Genomic DNA, 16549 nt, shown 5'->3' with positions numbered 1-16549 from the left:
AGCACCACGGCACGAACCTGGGAAGACCGTGAAACGAGCCGAAACCCTCACCGAACACGTCCGCCTGAAACAGCAGCGGGGATAAAAATCAAGCTGAGAGGCTGTTGTCTTTTCGATCTTGAGCGGTGGCAGTCGAATGCGGGTTCCCGGTCGGGTGATCCTGCCGTGGCGAGGGCATGAGGAAGGGACCTCCTGAACAGCTCGTGGGTGTCGAATCCATAGAGCAACAGGAGGCCCCGGTGCCGCAGTCTTCCGTGTCGATGGCGGGGCAGTCCAACTCGGCCGCTCCATCGTGTGATTGCCTCGCGCACGTGTACGGCAACGCGGCTGACCGGCCCGAGCGGCAGCGCCGGTACCCGTCGGACATGACGGACGGGGAGTGGGCTGAGGTCCGGCCGCTGCTGCCGGTGCCGGGCTGGATGCGCGGGCGGGGCGGCCGGCCGGAAGGGTATTGCCACCGCGGGCTGCTGGACGCGGTCCGGTATCTCGTGGACAACGGGATCAAGTGGCGGGCGATGCCGGCCGACTTCCCGCAGTGGGACCGGGTGTATGCCTTCTTCCGCCGCTGGCGCGACCACGCCCTGGTCAAGGAGTTCCATGACCGGCTGCGCGCGCAGGTCCGCGAGCGGCTGGGCCGGGACGCAGAGCCGACGGCGGGCGTGATCGACTCGCAGTCCGTCAAGGCGGACGCCGTCGTCGGCGCCGACAGCCGCGGCTTCGACGGCGGCAAGAACATCAACGGGCGCAAGCGGCACGTCGTGGTCGACACCCTCGGCCTGCTGCTCGGCGTCATGGTCACCGCCGCGGATGTCGGCGACCGTACCGCCGCCCAGGTGCTCCTGCACCAAGTCGCCGATGCGCACCATCGCCTGGCCCTCGTCTGGGCCGACGGCGGCTACACCGGCAGCCTCGTCGAGCACTGCCTGGCCGCGTTCGCCCTGGTCCTGGCGATCGTCAAACGCAGCGACGACCAGAAGGGGTTCGTGGTGCTGCCCAAGCGGTGGATCGTCGAGCGCCTCTTCGCCCACCTGATGCGAAGTCGCCGCCTGGCGCGCGACTTCGAACGCCGCACCACCAGCGCCGAGGCGATGATCTACTGGTCGATGACCCTGCTCATGACCCGCCGCCTGGCCCGCTCACCCCGCGGGCGGGCGTGAACCGGCCCGGTGCCGCCTCGGCCAGCCAGCCGCGCGCGACCAGACGTTTCGCCTTCGACCTCAGCGCCTCCACCCGCGCCGGAACCACGTCCATGCCGAACAAAGCGGCCATCTCCTGGCAGGTCATCGGCCCCTGCCCGAGCCGGGCATGGTCCGCGAGTGCGGTGAGGATGCGCTGGTAGTCCGCCGACAACGCCGACCACGCAAGCCCTTCACGCCACACCGGCACCTGCGACTTCATCTTCTCCGCTTCCGGCGTTGACGATGCCTTCCCGGCCTGCCCGTCGGCGGTCGGCGCTGTCCGGTCGGCCCGGTCGTGGCCATGCCCGGTCTCATCCGCCGGGGCAAGCAACTCGCCCACCCGCGAGCGAGCGATGGCCCATTCCTTCCAGTCCCGCTCGGCCACGGCCAGTTCAGCCTGGACGCGCTCGGCCTCCTCCCGCAGCTCCTCCACACGACGGCGAGCGACGAGCTCGCGCTGTTCCAGCAGCCCCACGACCGACGGCATCCATGACCTCCACAGCAGCGGCGACACGACAGACCACCACTCCCACAGGATCGTCGACCCTACGCCCGACCAGCGAAAACGCCGTCCTCAAGCCCGGAAAGACAACAGCTTCTGAGCACGGCGAAGCCCCGGCCGGGTGCCAGATCACGGTTGCGTCATGTGTGTGGAACCCATGGAGGTCTCGTGGTTAACCTGTGTCGCCCGACTCTCTGTGCGCGATCTGGCTGCCGGTCAGGGCCTTGAGGAGCTTGCGGTGGAGAACACGTCGCCACTTCCCCCGAACGTCCCCCCATGCCCTTCCCGCGCTCCCACGGCGCACATAGCGGCAGACTCGACGGACTCGCCAAACGGCTGGCGGGATGAGTACGAGAACCATCCGGAGTACCAGCGCATCCTGGCAGGGCTGGAGAAGCCGTGGTGGAAGCGGCCGGTAGCCCTGTGGGGTGGCGTCGTCGCGGTCGCCGTCGCGTCGTTCTTCCTGGGCGGTGTGGTCCTGGGCTCCAATGGCGGCTCGGACGCCTCTTCCCCAGACCCCTGGGTGCAGGGGCAGGTGGATGACCAGTCGCAGAGCAACCAGCCGGCTGGAGTGTCGGCCGCAGAGAAGTTCCAGATCCTCAACAAGTTCTGCAACCAACAGGCTGGCGGCCCGTACAACGTCTCGGAATCCGCGTTCATGGAGTGCAACCGCAGCTACTACGTGACGGATCAGGGTCAGGTACTGCCGAGGTAGCCGGGATCGCCAGTCCGCGCTTGGCCTTGGCCCTCGCGACGCTGCCGCCCGTCAGCTGACGGCCTCCCGGACCGTCAGCCAGATCTCGTTCTCCACTGAAGCCCTCCGGGCACGCGAAAGGTCCCGGTTTCCTGAGAAGTCGGGAGTCGCGCGAGGACGTACTGGTGAGCGTCATGACGGGTCACAGCGGCGCGTGTCCCTGCCGCGCAACCACGTCACATCAGTGTGTCTTTGAGGTTTCAGGCCAAAAATGCGGTCCAGCTGCCTGGCGGCATCCGGATCTAGCAGAATGTTCTCTCCGCCGGGAAGGGGAAAGGGCGTCATGGCCAGGGGGAAGCCTCAACTGTTGTTCATGCATGGCATCGGCGGTCTGCGGGACACCGCTACTGACCGCCGCGAATGGCTGGAGGCGCTTGCGACCGGAGCACGGGACGCCGGGATGGCTGATGCGATCTCCGGACTGACCCAGGGCTGGCTGGCGGATGTCACGTTCGCCAACTACAGCGACCTGTTCAACCGCAGAGGAGCCCAGGGCGACACGGCAGGGGAGCTCGGGGAGGATGAGTTTCCCTTTCTCGCAGGGCTAGTTGACGCGATGCTGGAGGAACTTGCCGAACGGTTCCCGGCCGAGAGTAGCCCGCAGAATGCCCGGGTCATCGCTGACGCGCGGTACCAGCTCGACGCTGCCACCCAGGGACGGCAGTCCCAGGGGGTGGGAGAGGGCTTCCGTGGGCTGGTCGGCGTCACGACGACGATGCTCCGCCTGCCGGGGTTACGTCAGGCGGCACAGTGGATGAACGGCCGGGCGGTCCTGTTCCAGCTCGCTCAGGTCGGCCGGTATCTCGATCGTCGTGCCAGGAAGACGGAGCTCGGCGCGGCTGTCCGTGCGCGGGCGCTCGAGGGTCTGGACCCGGCGCGGCCTCTCGTGGTGGTCTCGCACAGCCTGGGCACGGTCATTGCCTACGAGGCGCTACACGAGTACGGCGGAGCGGTGCCTGTCTGGATCACTGTGGGCTCTCCTCTGGCCCTGGGCGCGGTGGTGCTGGACCGCCTGGTCCCGCGTCCGGCGTCCTGCCCGGCGAACGTTGCCTCCTGGCGCAACTTCTGGGATCGCGACGACGTTGTGGCGGGCCGGCCGCACCTGGCCAACTGGATCGGTCCGAGTAAGAGCGGAGTCAAGGCCGTGACGGAGCGGGTTGACTCCCATGGGCTATGGACGCACACCGCGACGAAGTACCTGGAGCACGGGGCTGTGGCCCGTCCGGTGATCGAAGCGCTCAGGCCGTGACCGCCTTTACGAACCCACCGCGCCACGTGCTCGTGGTGGGCGCTCAGTGCGAAGGCGGTGCGAGGCTGGAGGGGCTGGAGGACGCTGCTCGTAGTCTTCACGCGGTGCTGGTGGACCCCAGGCTGGGGGGCTGCGTCGACCGTGGTAGCGACTCCCTGCTCGTCGGTACCGGCCTAGGCAAGACCCAGGTCGAGGCCGCCGTGGAGAAAGCCGCTCAGCTGGCACGGCGTGACGGCGGCACCCTCATACTCGCCCTGCTCGGTCACGGTGAAGGCTCTAGGGGGGCTGCGCTGCACTTCGTCACGTCGGGCAAGAGGAACGACCCGCCACTGACGAACGTGAACGTCACCTCCCTGTTGAACGACACGCTTAACCACCCTGGTCTGAACGGGCTGGTCGCCATTGTCGACACCTGCCTGTCCGGCGGCGCGGTACCGGCCGCTCCGGACGTCACTTCGGGTCAGCAGGAGGGCGATGTAAGGTTCTCCCTCCTCTTCGCAGCCACGGCGCATCAGCCTGCTTTCGACATGCGACTGAGTACGGAACTCACTCGTCTCATCGCAGAGGGCCTGCCCGACTCCGGGAAGTTCCTGAAGGTTGACGACGACTTGATGGAGCGACTTCGTGAGCGGATCCGTGGTCAGCATCCGGGGCGGAACATCTTCGACGGAGGCTCACGCGTCGGTGATGCTCTCTGGCTGGCCCACAATCGCGTGGCCTTCCGTAACGGCCCGCTTGGACCGATCGCAAAGCAGGCGCTGCAAGATGCCAGCCGGAGGGTCGACAGCAGCCTGCTGTTGTCCACGGAGGACGAGCTTGCCACCTGGCTGAAGGAGAACGCGCACACGACCGGCGGCGGCTCCTGGGTCGCCGTGCAGCGGCTGCGCGAAGTACGGGCTGAGCTGGAGGCCGGCCGCAAGACGCTGAACGTCGTCAGCAAAGTGTTCGGTCCGGTCCTGACCGAGGAGAGCCTGCGGCTAGTCGGTGTGCTGGCCGGTCTTCCGCTGGGCTTTATGCGACAGGAACCACCCCGGACTTTGCGGGACACCATCGAGCATGCCGCTCACCACGGGAGCACCGCAGAGGGCCAGCAGCGCGCCTTGGCCCACGTGGTCGCGGCCATGACCCACGTGACGGGACACCGGGGCCAGTTGCCGCCAGAAGTCCTCGCCTGGGCGCAGGACCTTGAGCTCACGGCCGTGGTCAACAGCCGCCTGGACGAGCTCAATCATCAGCCTGACGGTGACCAGGCACCGCGCCTGGTTCTGGTGCTCGCCGACGACGGAGGCGAGAGCGTCGTCCGCGTGGACGCCTGGCTGCTCTTCGGACGCGCTGTGCTGAGTAGCAGCCGCTTTCCCTGTGGTACCGGGGACAAGGAACTGAAGTTGGCCATGGCCGAAGCCGTCGCGTGGGCGTTACCGTGGGCCAACATCGCCGAGCGGCCACTGCAGCGCATCGACGTGGCCGCACCCACCCTTGTGCTGCTGGACAGTCCTCCGGAAGAACACGTCGTCCGCAAGCAGAAGCTGGCGGTCAACTACACCGTCACAACACGCTGGTCCGGGCTTCTGGCGCCGCCTGTCGGCTTTACGGTCGAGGACATGATCCAGGTGGGCGCACAACTGCTGGCCTCCCTGGACGACAGCGACTGCTGCGGCCCCAAGTGGCTCCAAGGCGAACATCTGCAAAACGTTGACCATCTACAGCAACACCTGAGCAACCACGGCTTTGGACAGCACGTTTGGGCGCTGTCCTCCCTGCCGGAGTCGGATTGGGATTACGTGGCGCAAGAGCTCCTGGAGCACACGCCCGCGCTGGTCTGGCCTCGGCGGAAGGACGTCAGCGATGAGCTGGTTATCCAGGCATCCGTGGGAAAGCACTGGCAGGCACTGCCACAACAGATCTCCCACGCCTACCGAAAGCATCTGAGCGGGGCCGGCCCGAGCGACGATGACCTAGGACCCCTCGCGACCGTACGCGCCGCCTGGCATGACGGAGACTGGCATGCGTTCTGCCTTAGACGGGCGGACACGGTTGTGGCAGCACCGGACGAGATGGCGTCGAAGGAGCGAGCATGAGCTGGACCCCGTACTACAGGGGCACGGGTGTTTCTCCGCTGGACGGTGTGGAGCTGCCGAAGCTCCCGGCGCCGCCTCCGTGGCGCGCCCCGTCTCGGCAGCAGGAGGCCGAGTCGGGCAAGGACCCGGCGACTACCTACCGGCCCATCCCCGGCCTCGTCGATGCGGTGAACGCCGCCCTGCACCTGCGCCGCCCTCTGCTGCTGACCGGCCGCGCGGGCTCGGGCAAGTCCACCGTCATCCGGCAGATCGCTGTCGAGCTCGGCCTGGGCCAGGTACTTCACTGGCACATCACCTCGCGCAGCACGCTCGCCGACGCGCTCTACCGCTACGACGCGCTTGGCCGCATCCACGCCCACAACCTGCGCACCGTCGATGGCAAGATCCGGACCGACAGCGAGGACCACGGGGACGACATTGGCGAGTTCGTCCAGCTTGGGCCTCTGGGCACCGCTCTCCTGCCCGGCGACCGGCCCCGCGCCCTGCTGATCGACGAGATCGACAAGAGCGACCTTGACCTGCCCAGCGACCTTCTCGACGTCCTGGAACGCGGCGGCTTCGAGATCCCCGAACTGGCCAGGCACCACAAGGCAGAGATTGCGGCCCGCACTGCCGACAAAGACGGCACGCACGTCATCGAGCGTGGCTGGATCCAGTGCACCGAATTCCCCGTCATCGTGCTGACGAGTAACGGCGAACGCGACTTCCCAGCCCCCTTCCTGCGCCGCTGCATCCGCTTCAGCATGCCAGCGCTCTCCGAGGAAACGCTCACAGATATCGTGACCGCCCATCTCGGCGACATCGAGGACAGCACCACCGCCGCCCTCGTGCAGGACTTCCTCAAGAAGTTGAACGCTGGTGAGTATGTCGCAATCGACCAGCTCCTGAACGCGGTCTACCTGCTGCGCGGCGGCCAGATCCTGGACTCTGACCAGCGACAGAGCCTTAAGGACATGTTGTTGCAAGGGCTGGGCCGTGGCTGAGGACGCCGCCGCCCTCCTGGCGCGGCTCGCTTCGGCGGAGAGCGGCGAGATCGATGTCAAGGAACTCCTCGACGCCGTCGTCCTCGCCTCCGCCTGGGCCCACTGGGACCAAGGTGACGCCAGCAGCGCGTCCACCGATGCCACAGGCGACGCGGAACGGCACCACAAGCCAGAACAAGCCGACAGCACCGCCCTCGCACATCGGGCCCGGGCCGAAGCAAGCGGGCACACGATGGGCAGAGCCCGTGATCCTGCCGCCTCGGTGTGGCTCGAGGACCAGACGGGATCTCACACGATCACCGGCAAGCGGACCAGCGTGGGACGTTCCCCCGCCCTTCCTGACGCCCTCGACATCGGCCGTGCGCTGCGCCCGCTGCGCCGCCCCTGGCTCTCCGGCGTCCACCAGCGCCTCGACGTCGACGCTACCGTCGAGCACTACACCCGCACCGGAACGCTCGTCCCCCGCCTCACCCCCGCGCCGGAACCATGGCTGGAGGTCATTGTCGTTCTGGACCGCGGCACCGCCATGGCGGTCTGGGACGAGACGGTCCGCGCCCTTACCAAGACCCTGCGCGCCCTGGCGGCCTTCCGTGACGTCCGCGTCTGGCACCTTGAGCACCCGCCCGGCGAGGACCCCGTCCTGCACGACCATCACGGCGGTGTTCTGCCCCTGAATGGGGACGCCACTCACCGCACTCAGCCGGCACGCCGCCTCCTTCTCGTCGTCACCGACTGCGCGGCACCCGCCTGGCGGCAGGACACCCTGTGGAAGACCCTTCACACCTGGGGCCGCACGGCTCCGGTCGCTCTCATCAACCCGCTGCCCAAGCGGCTCTGGCAGCGTTCAGGCTTGGACCTCCCGCACACCACCGCGGCCGCAACCATCCCCGCTTCTCCCGGCCGGCTGCTGTCCTACCGACGCCCACGGCTTCTGCGTGAAACCCAGGACACGAAGCCCTGGCAAGCACTGCCCGTGCTCCAATTCGACCCCGCTCAGATCCTGGCGTGGGCCCGCACACTGATGCGCACTGATCCGTCCGGCTGCGAGGCCGTCCTCGTCCCCTCGACCGGCCGACCACCCATGCGTCGGCGCCTTCCCGGCCCGACCGGCCAGCCCGCCCCTGCACCCACCGGCGAGCAGGTGCGCGCGCGAGCTGAGGCATTCGCGGACGACCGTGAATCACCTGCCGTCCGCCTCGCCATCGCGGCTTGTCCGCTCGGCTCCTTCACGCTGCCCGTCCTCGACGTGCTCCGCGACCGCCTCGTCCCGGAGGCCGCGCTCGCCGACACTGCGGAGTTCCTCACCGCCGGCCTCCTCACCGCCACCCGCGCCGAAACGGCCGACACGATCTACCGGTTCCACCCCGAAGCGGTCGACCACCTGACGAGCCTGCTCACCCGAGACCAACTCTGGGACACCCACTTCGCCCTCAGCGACCACCTCGCCACCCGTCTTCAATCCCCTCACGGCATTCCAGTCATCCTCCGCTCCGCCCACGCCGACGAAACCCTGCCGGCTGGCATTCGCCCGATCGCCTACGCGGCAGCTACTACGGCAAGGATGCTGGGCGTCGAGGCAGGGGATCATCTGCCTGAAGCCAGACCCTTCTTGACGCCCGGTCCAACAGCGCCATCACCGGGTGAGGTACAACACCGGCCTGCCCCCGCCACCGTGAAGAGACCGCAGGACAGGCTCCGGGTGGACCTGTACAACACTCTGGCGCAGCTCTTCCACTCATTGCTTGCCAGGACCTCGGACAGTCACACAGCCCGCCCCGGTGGGTCGGTGCAACCTCCAAGCCCAGTCGAGACGACAAGCGGAAGCGGACCGGACGGGCAGAGGGCAGCGGCGGCCAGCGACGCCCTGAAACTCGGCCCAACGAATGCCGAGCTGGTTATCATGGTCGACGTCGTCGCTTCCGGAATGCACAACCATGATGATTTCGTGGCAAGACGTCAGCAAGTGTTTCAGGTGCTGGCAAGGGCATTCGAATACGCCGACGTTCCGCCAGAGGCCGTACACATGGAAGACCGCGGCGACGGCGCACTGTTCACAGTCGACGGCCAGGTGCCATCGGCCCAGATGGTCGGCCCTTGGCTTATCTCCCTGTACGAGGAACTGCGCTTCGCAAACCGTGGGCGGCGTCCGACGCTGAGGCTGCGGATCGGCATGCACGACGGCCCGGTCAGGCGCGATGCCACAGGCATCAGCGGTAGCACAGTCAGTCACGTCAGCCGGCTCGTCGACTCCCCGATCACCCGGCAACTGCTCGATGTCGAAGATGCCGACCTCCTTATCGTAGCCTCTCAGTCACTGTACGAGGGTGTGATCAGGCACGGCGGTAGTTTCATCGAGCCTGCGCTCTATTCCGCAGCCGTATTGGAATTCGAGCAGGGCGACGTCATCGCCTGGTTCCACCTGCCCGGTCGTCCCGCTCCGGATATCTCCGCCGCGCTGGCGCAGCGCAAGGGACCGGATGAGCTCGCTTTGATTGTGCGGGAGCTGACGTTCCTGTTGGATAGCATCAAAGTGAGACTGCAAGAGGGTAGATACCCCAACTCGGGGCCCAGAAAGACGCTCGTCGGAATGTTGCGCAGTGTCGCCGATCAGTTTGACGTCTACGGCGGCAGTACCTCAACCCGTAATGCCGCGCATCAGCCATCGTTGTTCGATGCTGAGGGCGAAGTCGCCCATGACCAATTAGTCACAGACACGTATGACGCACTGGTCGCAGCGGTGATGTCGGCGTGCCAGGAGCTTCTCGGTGCAGCCGTCGCAGGTGAGTCCGACGTGGAGGTGATCGGGGGCTCGACGCTGAACGGTGTGGAACTTCCTACTGGTCTGACCGACGCAGCCATCGATGACATCACTCCGGACACGGATTCAATCGTCTGGGACACTGTGGAGGACTATGAACATGGCCTGGTCCTTGGGCAGGTGAGGGTAGGCGTTCGGCTCGTCCTTGAGGGGGTTATGCACAAGGGCGACTACACCGACTCAGACGATGTGGACGTGCTGTGGGAGGTCAACGACCATACGGTCGAGGTAAGTTTTGAGCGGGATGCCCAACTGCTCTTCGACGGACGGATGGATTCGGGGAATGTATACCTGGAGTTCCGCGGTCTTGAGGTCCCTGTGCTCCACTCGCACGTGGAGGGCCGGCTGCACGAGACCGAGGCACTGGAGTTCACACAGAACGTGACGACAACGGGGAACCAGGGCTCCGGTGTCACGGTGCGCGACTCTGCAGCCCAGGCGCAAGACATCAGCGGCACTCGGCACGACGCTGGCTGAAGGCTGTCTTGCAGTACGTGGAGCCCCACTTGCTTCGTCGCGGCCTCATGTCACACGGCTGGGCCTGCCGCCCCGTCGAACAGCGGGATCCAAAGCAGAGGTTGAGGTTCCTGGGCCCTGACGCGAAGCTGCCTGGGTCTGATGGGGCATTCATCGAGACTGAGGTCGTGGTGCTTGCGTGTGCGATGTGCGGACGGCGACCGCCCTTAACACTCGTGTCAGTGGCATTCCGGCCGTCAGTCTTACGCATGGAGGGAAGGGGTTGGGGTTCGTACGGATCTGGGCTGGTCGCCATCCCACGGCCCAACTACGTCACGTGCTTAGTAGGGGACTCTCGCGGCTGAGACTGCTAGGTGTAGTGGATGCCCAACTGCGGCGACACGCCTCGCGACCTGCGCTGTACCAAAGTGCCAACTATCCCTCTGATTCCGTGCCTCCAGCCGCTGCGGCTACTTGGCATCAGTGCAGGTCGCGAAGGATGCCCGATGCCAAATAGGAATCCTGGTCACACTGGCGTGACACACACCCCGAACGACCAACAGGTGGGCAGCGCCGTCACGTTCGGGCTGCTGGCGGCCTGGGCCCTCCACGACGTGGAGGAGTTGGTCACCGTGCCGGGCTGGCAGCGGCGCAACGTGCCGGTACTGCGGGAACGCTTCCCGGGGGTGCCGGAGGCGGTGTGGCGGCGCCTCGGATCCGTGGACGCGCGTGAATTCGCGGTTGCCGTGGGGATGATGGGCGCGATCGTCGCCGCAGCGTCCGCCGCGGGCCGGGCGACCGGCGGCCGTTCCGACTTCTACCAGACGGCGCTGAACGCCTTCGGGCTGCACGGCCTGGTCCACCTGGCCCAGGGCGCGGCGGTGCGCGGGTACACCCCCGGCTCCGCGACCTCGCCCGTCCTGGTCGTCCCCTTCACCCTCTGGGCCCGCGCCCGTCTGCGCCGCGCCGGTGTCCTGCGCCCCACACGTCCCCGCGACCTGGTCCTTGGCCTGGGCCTCGCGGGCGCGGCCACGGTGGCGTCGCACGCGGCGGCCCGCCGGCTGCCGGCCGGACGGTCCGCTACCTGAGTGCCGCCGGCGCGATGCGTTCGGCCCCCGGGTTCATCGACTCGCCCTTTGCGTCGACGGAGTTGACCGAGTGGACGAGGGTGCGGCTCAGGCCGCGGTCAGGGGCGTGGCGCGTGCGTGCATCGAGTGCTCCCGGAGAGTACTCGGCGGGTTGGTGCCGAACATCCTTCAGGCGGGCGGCGCCCGGCGGATCGCCGTCGGGGAGGGCACCCGACGGCGAGGCGCCCCGGAGCAAGTGCCGGACCGTACGGGGGTGTTGTCGGGGCGGTCCCCTACGGTGCCGTGGTCTGTGCGGTGCGCAGGGTGTGCAGCAGGTCGACGCGGTTGGTCGTGATGGAGTCGGCGCCGAGGTCGAGGAGGCGGCGCAGGGAGCGGCGGGTGTCGGGGGTCCAGACGGACAGCAGGTAGCCGCCGCGGTGGACGCGGGCGGCGAGGTCCCGGTCCACCAGGGTGAACCGGTAGTTCAGCCACCGGGGCCGCACCGCGTCCAGCAGCCCGGCCCGTGGGGGTGCCAGGCTCGTCCAGGTCAGCGCGATCTCGGCAGCCGGGTCGGCGGCGCGCACCGCGAGCATGGCCTCGGCTCCCGCGCAGTAGTACACGCGGTCCCGTGCCCCGCACGCGTCGACCACGTCGACGATCCGTCGCACCGCCCGCGGGTGGGCCGGGCCCGGCAGGTCGATCATCACCCGGCCGGTGTCCGTCGCGGTGAGCGCGTCCTCCAGCGTGGGCACCCGGCCGTCCGTCACGTCGCGCAGCTCTGCCGCGGACAGCGCGTGCAACGGCCGGTCGTGGGCCCACAGCCGCTTCAGCGACTCGTCGTGCAGCAGCACCGGAACACCGTCCCGGGTCAGCCGTACGTCGATCTCGACCGCGTCCGCGCCCCGGCCGAACGCGGAGCGCAGTGAGTCGACGGTGTTCTCGCGGAAGTGGTAGGGGTCGCCGCGGTGCGCCACGGCGGTCACGGTCTGCATGGGCCCCATTGTGTCCCGCCGTGTCCCGCTCAGGGCGCGAGCCACCGCGCGGTGTAGGCGTCGATCTCCTCCACGATGCGCGCCTTGCCGGCCGTGTCAAGGAAGGAGGCGTCCACCGCGTTCTTGGCCAGCTCGGCCAGGCCCCGCTCGTCGAGGTCGAGCAGCCGGCCGGCCACGGCGTACTCGTTGTTGAGGTCGGTGCCGAACATGGGCGGGTCGTCGGAGTTGACCGTGACGAGGACCCCGGCGCGGACGAATTCCTTGATGGGGTGCTCATCCATGGTGCGCACGGCCCGGGTGGCGATGTTGGAGGTCGGGCAGACCTCCAGCGGGATGCGGTGCTCGGCGAGGTGGGCGAGCAGCTTCGGGTCCAGGGCGGAGCTGGTGCCGTGGCCGATGCGCTCGGCGCGCAGCACGGTCAGCGCGTCCCACACCGTCTCGGGTCCGGTGGTCTCGCCCGCGTGCGGGACCGAGCGCAGCCCGGCGGCGATCGCCCGGTCGAAGTAGGGCTTGAACTGGGGCCGCGGTACGCCGATCTCGGGCCCGCCGAGCCCGAACGACACCAGGCCCTCGGGGCGCAGCCGGTCGTCGGTGGCGAGCCGGATCGTCTCCTCGGCCGACTCGAGACCGGCCTCACCGGGGATGTCGAAGCACCAGCGCAGTACGGTCCCGAACTCGGCCTGGGCCGCCTTGCGGGCGTCCTCGATCGCGTCCATGAAGGCGCGCTCGTCGATGCCCCGCCGGGTGGAGGAGAACGGCGTGATGGTGAGCTCCGCGTAGCGCACCTGCTGCCGGGCCAGGTCGCGGGCCACCTCGTAGGTCAGCAGCCGGACGTCCTCCGGGGTGCGGATCAGGTCCACGACGGACAGGTACACCTCGATGAAGTGGGCGAAGTCCGTGAAGGTGAAGTAGTCGGCCAGGGCCTCGGGGTCGGTGGGCACCTTGGAGTCGGGGTGGCGGGCGGCCAGCTCGGAGACGATCCGGGGGGAGGCGGAGCCGACGTGGTGCACGTGCAGTTCGGCCTTGGGCAGCCCGGCGATGAAGGCGTGCCGGTCACGCGGCGCGTGCGGGTCGAGCAGTGCGTGCGGGTCACGGGGTGCGTGCTGGTCGGTCAACGGGTCCCTCCCCGGGAAGGGCGCCGCGGGCCCTGCGGGCGCGGCGCGGGTGATCGGCTGATCGGTGAGCACGGTCATCGTAGGCGCATGCCTCGCCGTGACCGCGGGCCGCGTTCCTGACCGGGGGCGGGGCTGCCCGGTGCCCGGCGGTCCGCCCGCGCCGACGAGGCCTTAGCATGGCGGGGCGATCGATCGAGGGGGAGACGACGAGATGACGGACGGAACGCAGGCCGGCGGGGGCGCGGGAGCCGAGGATCCATGGGCGCCGCCCGGCAGCAGGCCTTCTCTGGAGAAGGACACGTCCGCTCCGGCGCCGTCCGCCGGGCCCGAGCAGCCGCCCGGCTTCACCCCGCCGTCCGTGCACGACCAGGCGACGATGGCCTCGATGCCGGCGGCCGGTTTCCCGCCGCCCGCCTTCGGCGCCCCCACCGCGGACTCCGCCGTGCCGCCGCCGCCCGTCGCTCCCACTGGTCCGGGCATACCCGCCGGTCCCGTACCCGGCGGGTACGGCTATCCCGGCTATCCGGGAGCGGGCCAGGGCTGGCCCGGCATGCCGATGCCCCCGGAGAACGGGATGGGCACCGCCGCGATGGTGCTCGGCATCCTGTCCTGCAGCATGTTCTGCTTCTACGGCATCTTCGGGGTGGTGCTCGGCGTCCTCGCCGTCATCTTCGGCATCAAGGGCCGCCGGAAGGCCGAACGCGGCGAGGCCAACAACCGCGGCCAGGCCCAGGCCGGCCTGATCACGGGAATCATCGGCATCGTCCTCGGTCTCGTCGTGATGGCCCTGCTGATCGTCGGCTTGTTCTACGCCAGCACCATCGAGCCTTCCTCGACGTCCTACGACGAGGGCCTCGGCCGCACCCCCCTGCCGGCCGTGACCGTCCTGGCCGAGCGCTGACACCTGAGCGCCTGTGGCGGTCCTGGCCGAATGTTGACCCCGACCCCGGGCCGGCCGTGACCGCCCTGGCCGACCTCTGACCCTGACCGGCCCGCCCTCCGCGCGGGCCGGTCGCAGCACTAGCGCACCCGCGTACCGGCCCGCAGCCGCTCGCGCGCCTCCATCAGCGCGAAGCCCAGCAGGTTCGGCCCCCGCCAGCGCTCCGGATCGGCCGCCTCCTCGTCGCCGGCGGCCAGTCCGATGCCCCATATGCGGTCCACCGGGCTGGCCTCCACCAGCACACGCTCGCCCGTGGCCAGCAGGAACTCCCGCAGTGCGGGGTGGGCGGCGAACTTGTGGACGCCGCCCTCCACCACGATCCGGAACCGCTCCCGCTCCCACACGTCCTCGTCGAAGCCGCGCACGAGCCGCCCCGCATTCTTGGCCTCCGCCGGATGCCGCGCGGCCAGCACCTGCCGCTCCGCCTCCGCGTCCCCGAACAGCCGCGCCTTGCCGGCCATCATCCAGTGCTCCGCGGTCGCGTACGGCACCGCGTCCACCGTGAACGGCGACGGCCACCACTGACTCAGACAGCTCGGGCCGACCCGGCCGTCCGGGTGCGGCCGATGCCCCCAGAAGTAGACGTAACGCACTCGGGTCCCGGCGCGGACTTCCCTGGTCAGAGCCTGCCAGGAGTCGATGTTCCCCATGCACGCGAGTGTGGCAGGCACCACTGACACACCGTCCTGCCTTTTCCGTGCCCACTCGACACCTGGTCGACAGATTCCGTCGCGTAACCAAAAGGCAACAACGGAATCACTTGTTGGAGTCCCAGGGCTCTGTCAGGATCGGCACTCAAATCGAGCTGGAGCTACGCCACCCGCCCTCGGCGACCGAGGGACTACGGCGGAGGAGAGCGACATGCACAACCCGGGCACCGCCACCCCGGACCGATTCCCGGCGCAGGACCGTTTCGCCGAGGGCGCGCAGTACATCGCCGGAAGGCTGACCAAGGGCACGTCGGGCCGCAGTCACGCGGTCGTCGACCCCGCCACTGGCGAGGAGGTCTACACGTACGAACTGGCCGGCCACGAGGACGTCGACGCCGCGGTGGCCGCCGCGCGTGAGGCGTTCCCCGGCTGGGCGGGCGCCACGCCCGGTGACCGCTCGGACGCGCTGCACCGCTTCGCGGCCGTGCTCGCCGACCGGGCGGAGGACTTCGCCCGCGCCGAGTCCCTCCAGTGCGGCAAGCCGCTGAAGCTGACCCGCGAGTTCGACGTGCCGGGCACGATCGACAACGCTGCCTTCTTCGCGGGCGCCGCCCGGCATCTCCAGGGCCAGTCGGCCGGCGAGTTCTCCGGTGACCACACGTCCTACGTCCGCCGCGAGCCCATCGGGGTCGTCGGTTCCATCGCACCCTGGAACTACCCCCTCCAGATGGCCGCCTGGAAGATCCTCCCGGCCGTCGCCGCGGGCAACACCATCGTGCTCAAGCCGGCCGAGCTGACCCCGCTGACCTCGCTGATGTTCGCCCAGGCCGCCACCGACGCGGGCATCCCGGACGGCGTGATCAACATCGTCACCGGCACCGGCAAGGTGGCCGGCGAGCACCTGATCGGCCACCCGGACGTGGTCATGACGTCCTTCACCGGTTCCACCGCCGTCGGCAAGCGTGTCGCCGAGATCGCCACCGCGACCGTCAAGCGCCTGCACCTGGAGCTCGGCGGCAAGGCGCCCTTCGTGGTCTTCGACGACGCCGATCTGGAGGCCGCCGTCAACGGCGCGGTCGCGGGCGCGCTCATCAACACCGGCCAGGACTGCACGGCCGCCACGCGCGCGTACGTGCAGCGCCCCCTGTACGAGGAGTTCGTCGCGCGGACGGCCGCCCTGATGGAGACCGTCCGGCTGGGCGACCCGTTCGCCCCCGGCACCGACCTCGGCCCGCTGATCTCGCACGTCCACCGTGACCGCGTCGCCGGTTTCGTCGACCGGGCGCGTGCCTACGCGCGCGTGGTCACCGGCGGTGAGGCTCCCCAGGGCGAACTGAAGAACGGGGCGTACTATCGCCCCACCCTCGTCGCGGACGCGGCGCAGGACAGCGAGATCGTCCAGTCGGAGATCTTCGGTCCGGTGCTGGTCGTTCTGCCGTTCGACAGTGATGATGAGGGGATTCGGCTGGCCAACGACACTCCGTACGGTCTGGCGGCCTCGGCGTGGAGCCGGGACGTCTACCGGGCCAACCGCGCGACGCGGGAGATCAAGGCGGGGTGCGTGTGGGTCAACGACCACATTCCGATCATCAGCGAGATGCCGCACGGCGGTTATAAGCAGTCCGGATTCGGCAAGGACATGTCCTCGTACTCGTTCGAGGAATACACGCAGATCAAGCATGTCATGTTCGACAACACGGCGGTGGCCCGCAAGGACTGGCACCGCACGATCTTCGGGGACCGATAGCAACGACCAGGCCTTGAACC

13 protein-coding genes are annotated in these 16549 nt (G+C 68.7%); 9 read left to right on the top strand and 4 right to left on the bottom strand.

Translation table 11 applies throughout. From position 1 onward, the window contains the following. Nucleotides 1-239: 239 nt before the first annotated feature. Nucleotides 240-1157 carry an IS5 family transposase gene (locus ACWEK3_RS32815; protein WP_453251290.1) on the top strand — a complete coding sequence of 306 codons (918 nt, stop codon included), beginning with the start codon at nt 240-242 and terminating at the stop codon, nt 1155-1157. On the opposite strand, the gene ACWEK3_RS32810 is transcribed toward ACWEK3_RS32815, so the two are convergent. After that, on the bottom strand, nt 1114-1665 hold the full coding sequence (locus ACWEK3_RS32810; RefSeq protein WP_453251289.1) for a hypothetical protein: 552 nt from the start codon (nt 1663-1665) through the stop codon (nt 1114-1116). The two genes, ACWEK3_RS32815 and ACWEK3_RS32810, sit on opposite strands and share 44 nt — an antisense overlap. A gap of 253 nt (nt 1666-1918) precedes the next feature. On the opposite strand from ACWEK3_RS32810, the gene ACWEK3_RS32805 reads away from it, so the two are divergent. From ACWEK3_RS32805 to ACWEK3_RS32780, 6 genes are all read left to right on the top strand, one after another. Further along, entirely contained in the window at nt 1919-2395 is a 477-nt protein-coding gene (locus ACWEK3_RS32805) for a hypothetical protein (RefSeq protein WP_453251288.1), read from the top strand. A gap of 322 nt (nt 2396-2717) precedes the next feature. Further along, nucleotides 2718-3683 carry a hypothetical protein gene (locus ACWEK3_RS32800; RefSeq protein ID WP_453251287.1) on the top strand — a complete coding sequence of 322 codons (966 nt, stop codon included), beginning with the start codon at nt 2718-2720 and terminating at the stop codon, nt 3681-3683. Nucleotides 3684-3787: 104 nt separating this feature from the next. Then, entirely contained in the window at nt 3788-5761 is a 1974-nt protein-coding gene (locus ACWEK3_RS32795; protein WP_453251286.1) for a vWA-MoxR associated conflict system protein, read from the top strand. Next, nucleotides 5758-6744, top strand: a complete 987-nt coding sequence (locus ACWEK3_RS32790) for an AAA family ATPase (RefSeq protein WP_453251285.1) — start codon at nt 5758-5760, stop codon at nt 6742-6744. Before ACWEK3_RS32795 ends, ACWEK3_RS32790 begins: the two co-directional genes overlap by 4 nt. Next, on the top strand, nt 6737-10039 hold the full coding sequence (locus ACWEK3_RS32785) for an SAV_2336 N-terminal domain-related protein (RefSeq protein WP_453251284.1): 3303 nt from the start codon (nt 6737-6739) through the stop codon (nt 10037-10039). Before ACWEK3_RS32790 ends, ACWEK3_RS32785 begins: the two co-directional genes overlap by 8 nt. Before the next feature lie 485 nt (nt 10040-10524). After that, nucleotides 10525-11106 carry an HXXEE domain-containing protein gene (locus ACWEK3_RS32780; protein ID WP_453251283.1) on the top strand — a complete coding sequence of 194 codons (582 nt, stop codon included), beginning with the start codon at nt 10525-10527 and terminating at the stop codon, nt 11104-11106. A 272-nt stretch (nt 11107-11378) separates the two neighbouring features. Here ACWEK3_RS32780 and ACWEK3_RS32775 read toward each other — a convergent pair whose 3' ends face one another. Further along, the gene (locus ACWEK3_RS32775) at nt 11379-12077 is read right to left on the bottom strand and encodes a glycerophosphodiester phosphodiesterase (protein ID WP_450541253.1); all 699 of its coding nucleotides are present in this window, start codon (nt 12075-12077) and stop codon (nt 11379-11381) included. 29 nt (nt 12078-12106) lie between these two features. Continuing rightward, nucleotides 12107-13270, bottom strand: a complete 1164-nt coding sequence (locus ACWEK3_RS32770) for an adenosine deaminase (RefSeq protein WP_450541255.1) — start codon at nt 13268-13270, stop codon at nt 12107-12109. Between the two features lie 133 nt (nt 13271-13403). Here ACWEK3_RS32770 and ACWEK3_RS32765 point away from each other — a divergent pair, with 133 nt between their 5' ends. Then, nucleotides 13404-14093, top strand: a complete 690-nt coding sequence (locus ACWEK3_RS32765) for a DUF4190 domain-containing protein (protein WP_453251282.1) — start codon at nt 13404-13406, stop codon at nt 14091-14093. Nucleotides 14094-14212: 119 nt separating this feature from the next. On the opposite strand, the gene ACWEK3_RS32760 is transcribed toward ACWEK3_RS32765, so the two are convergent. Next, the gene (locus ACWEK3_RS32760; RefSeq protein ID WP_450541258.1) at nt 14213-14782 is read right to left on the bottom strand and encodes an NADAR family protein; all 570 of its coding nucleotides are present in this window, start codon (nt 14780-14782) and stop codon (nt 14213-14215) included. A 211-nt stretch (nt 14783-14993) separates the two neighbouring features. On the opposite strand from ACWEK3_RS32760, the gene ACWEK3_RS32755 reads away from it, so the two are divergent. Continuing rightward, nucleotides 14994-16529 (top strand): gamma-aminobutyraldehyde dehydrogenase, encoded by a 1536-nt coding sequence (locus tag ACWEK3_RS32755; RefSeq protein WP_453251281.1) that lies wholly within the window; start codon nt 14994-14996, stop codon nt 16527-16529. The last annotated feature ends 20 nt before the right edge of the window (nt 16530-16549 follow it).

Source organism: Streptomyces sp. NPDC004721, from assembly GCF_053601495.1.
This window is presented reverse-complemented; position numbering and strand designations above follow the sequence as displayed.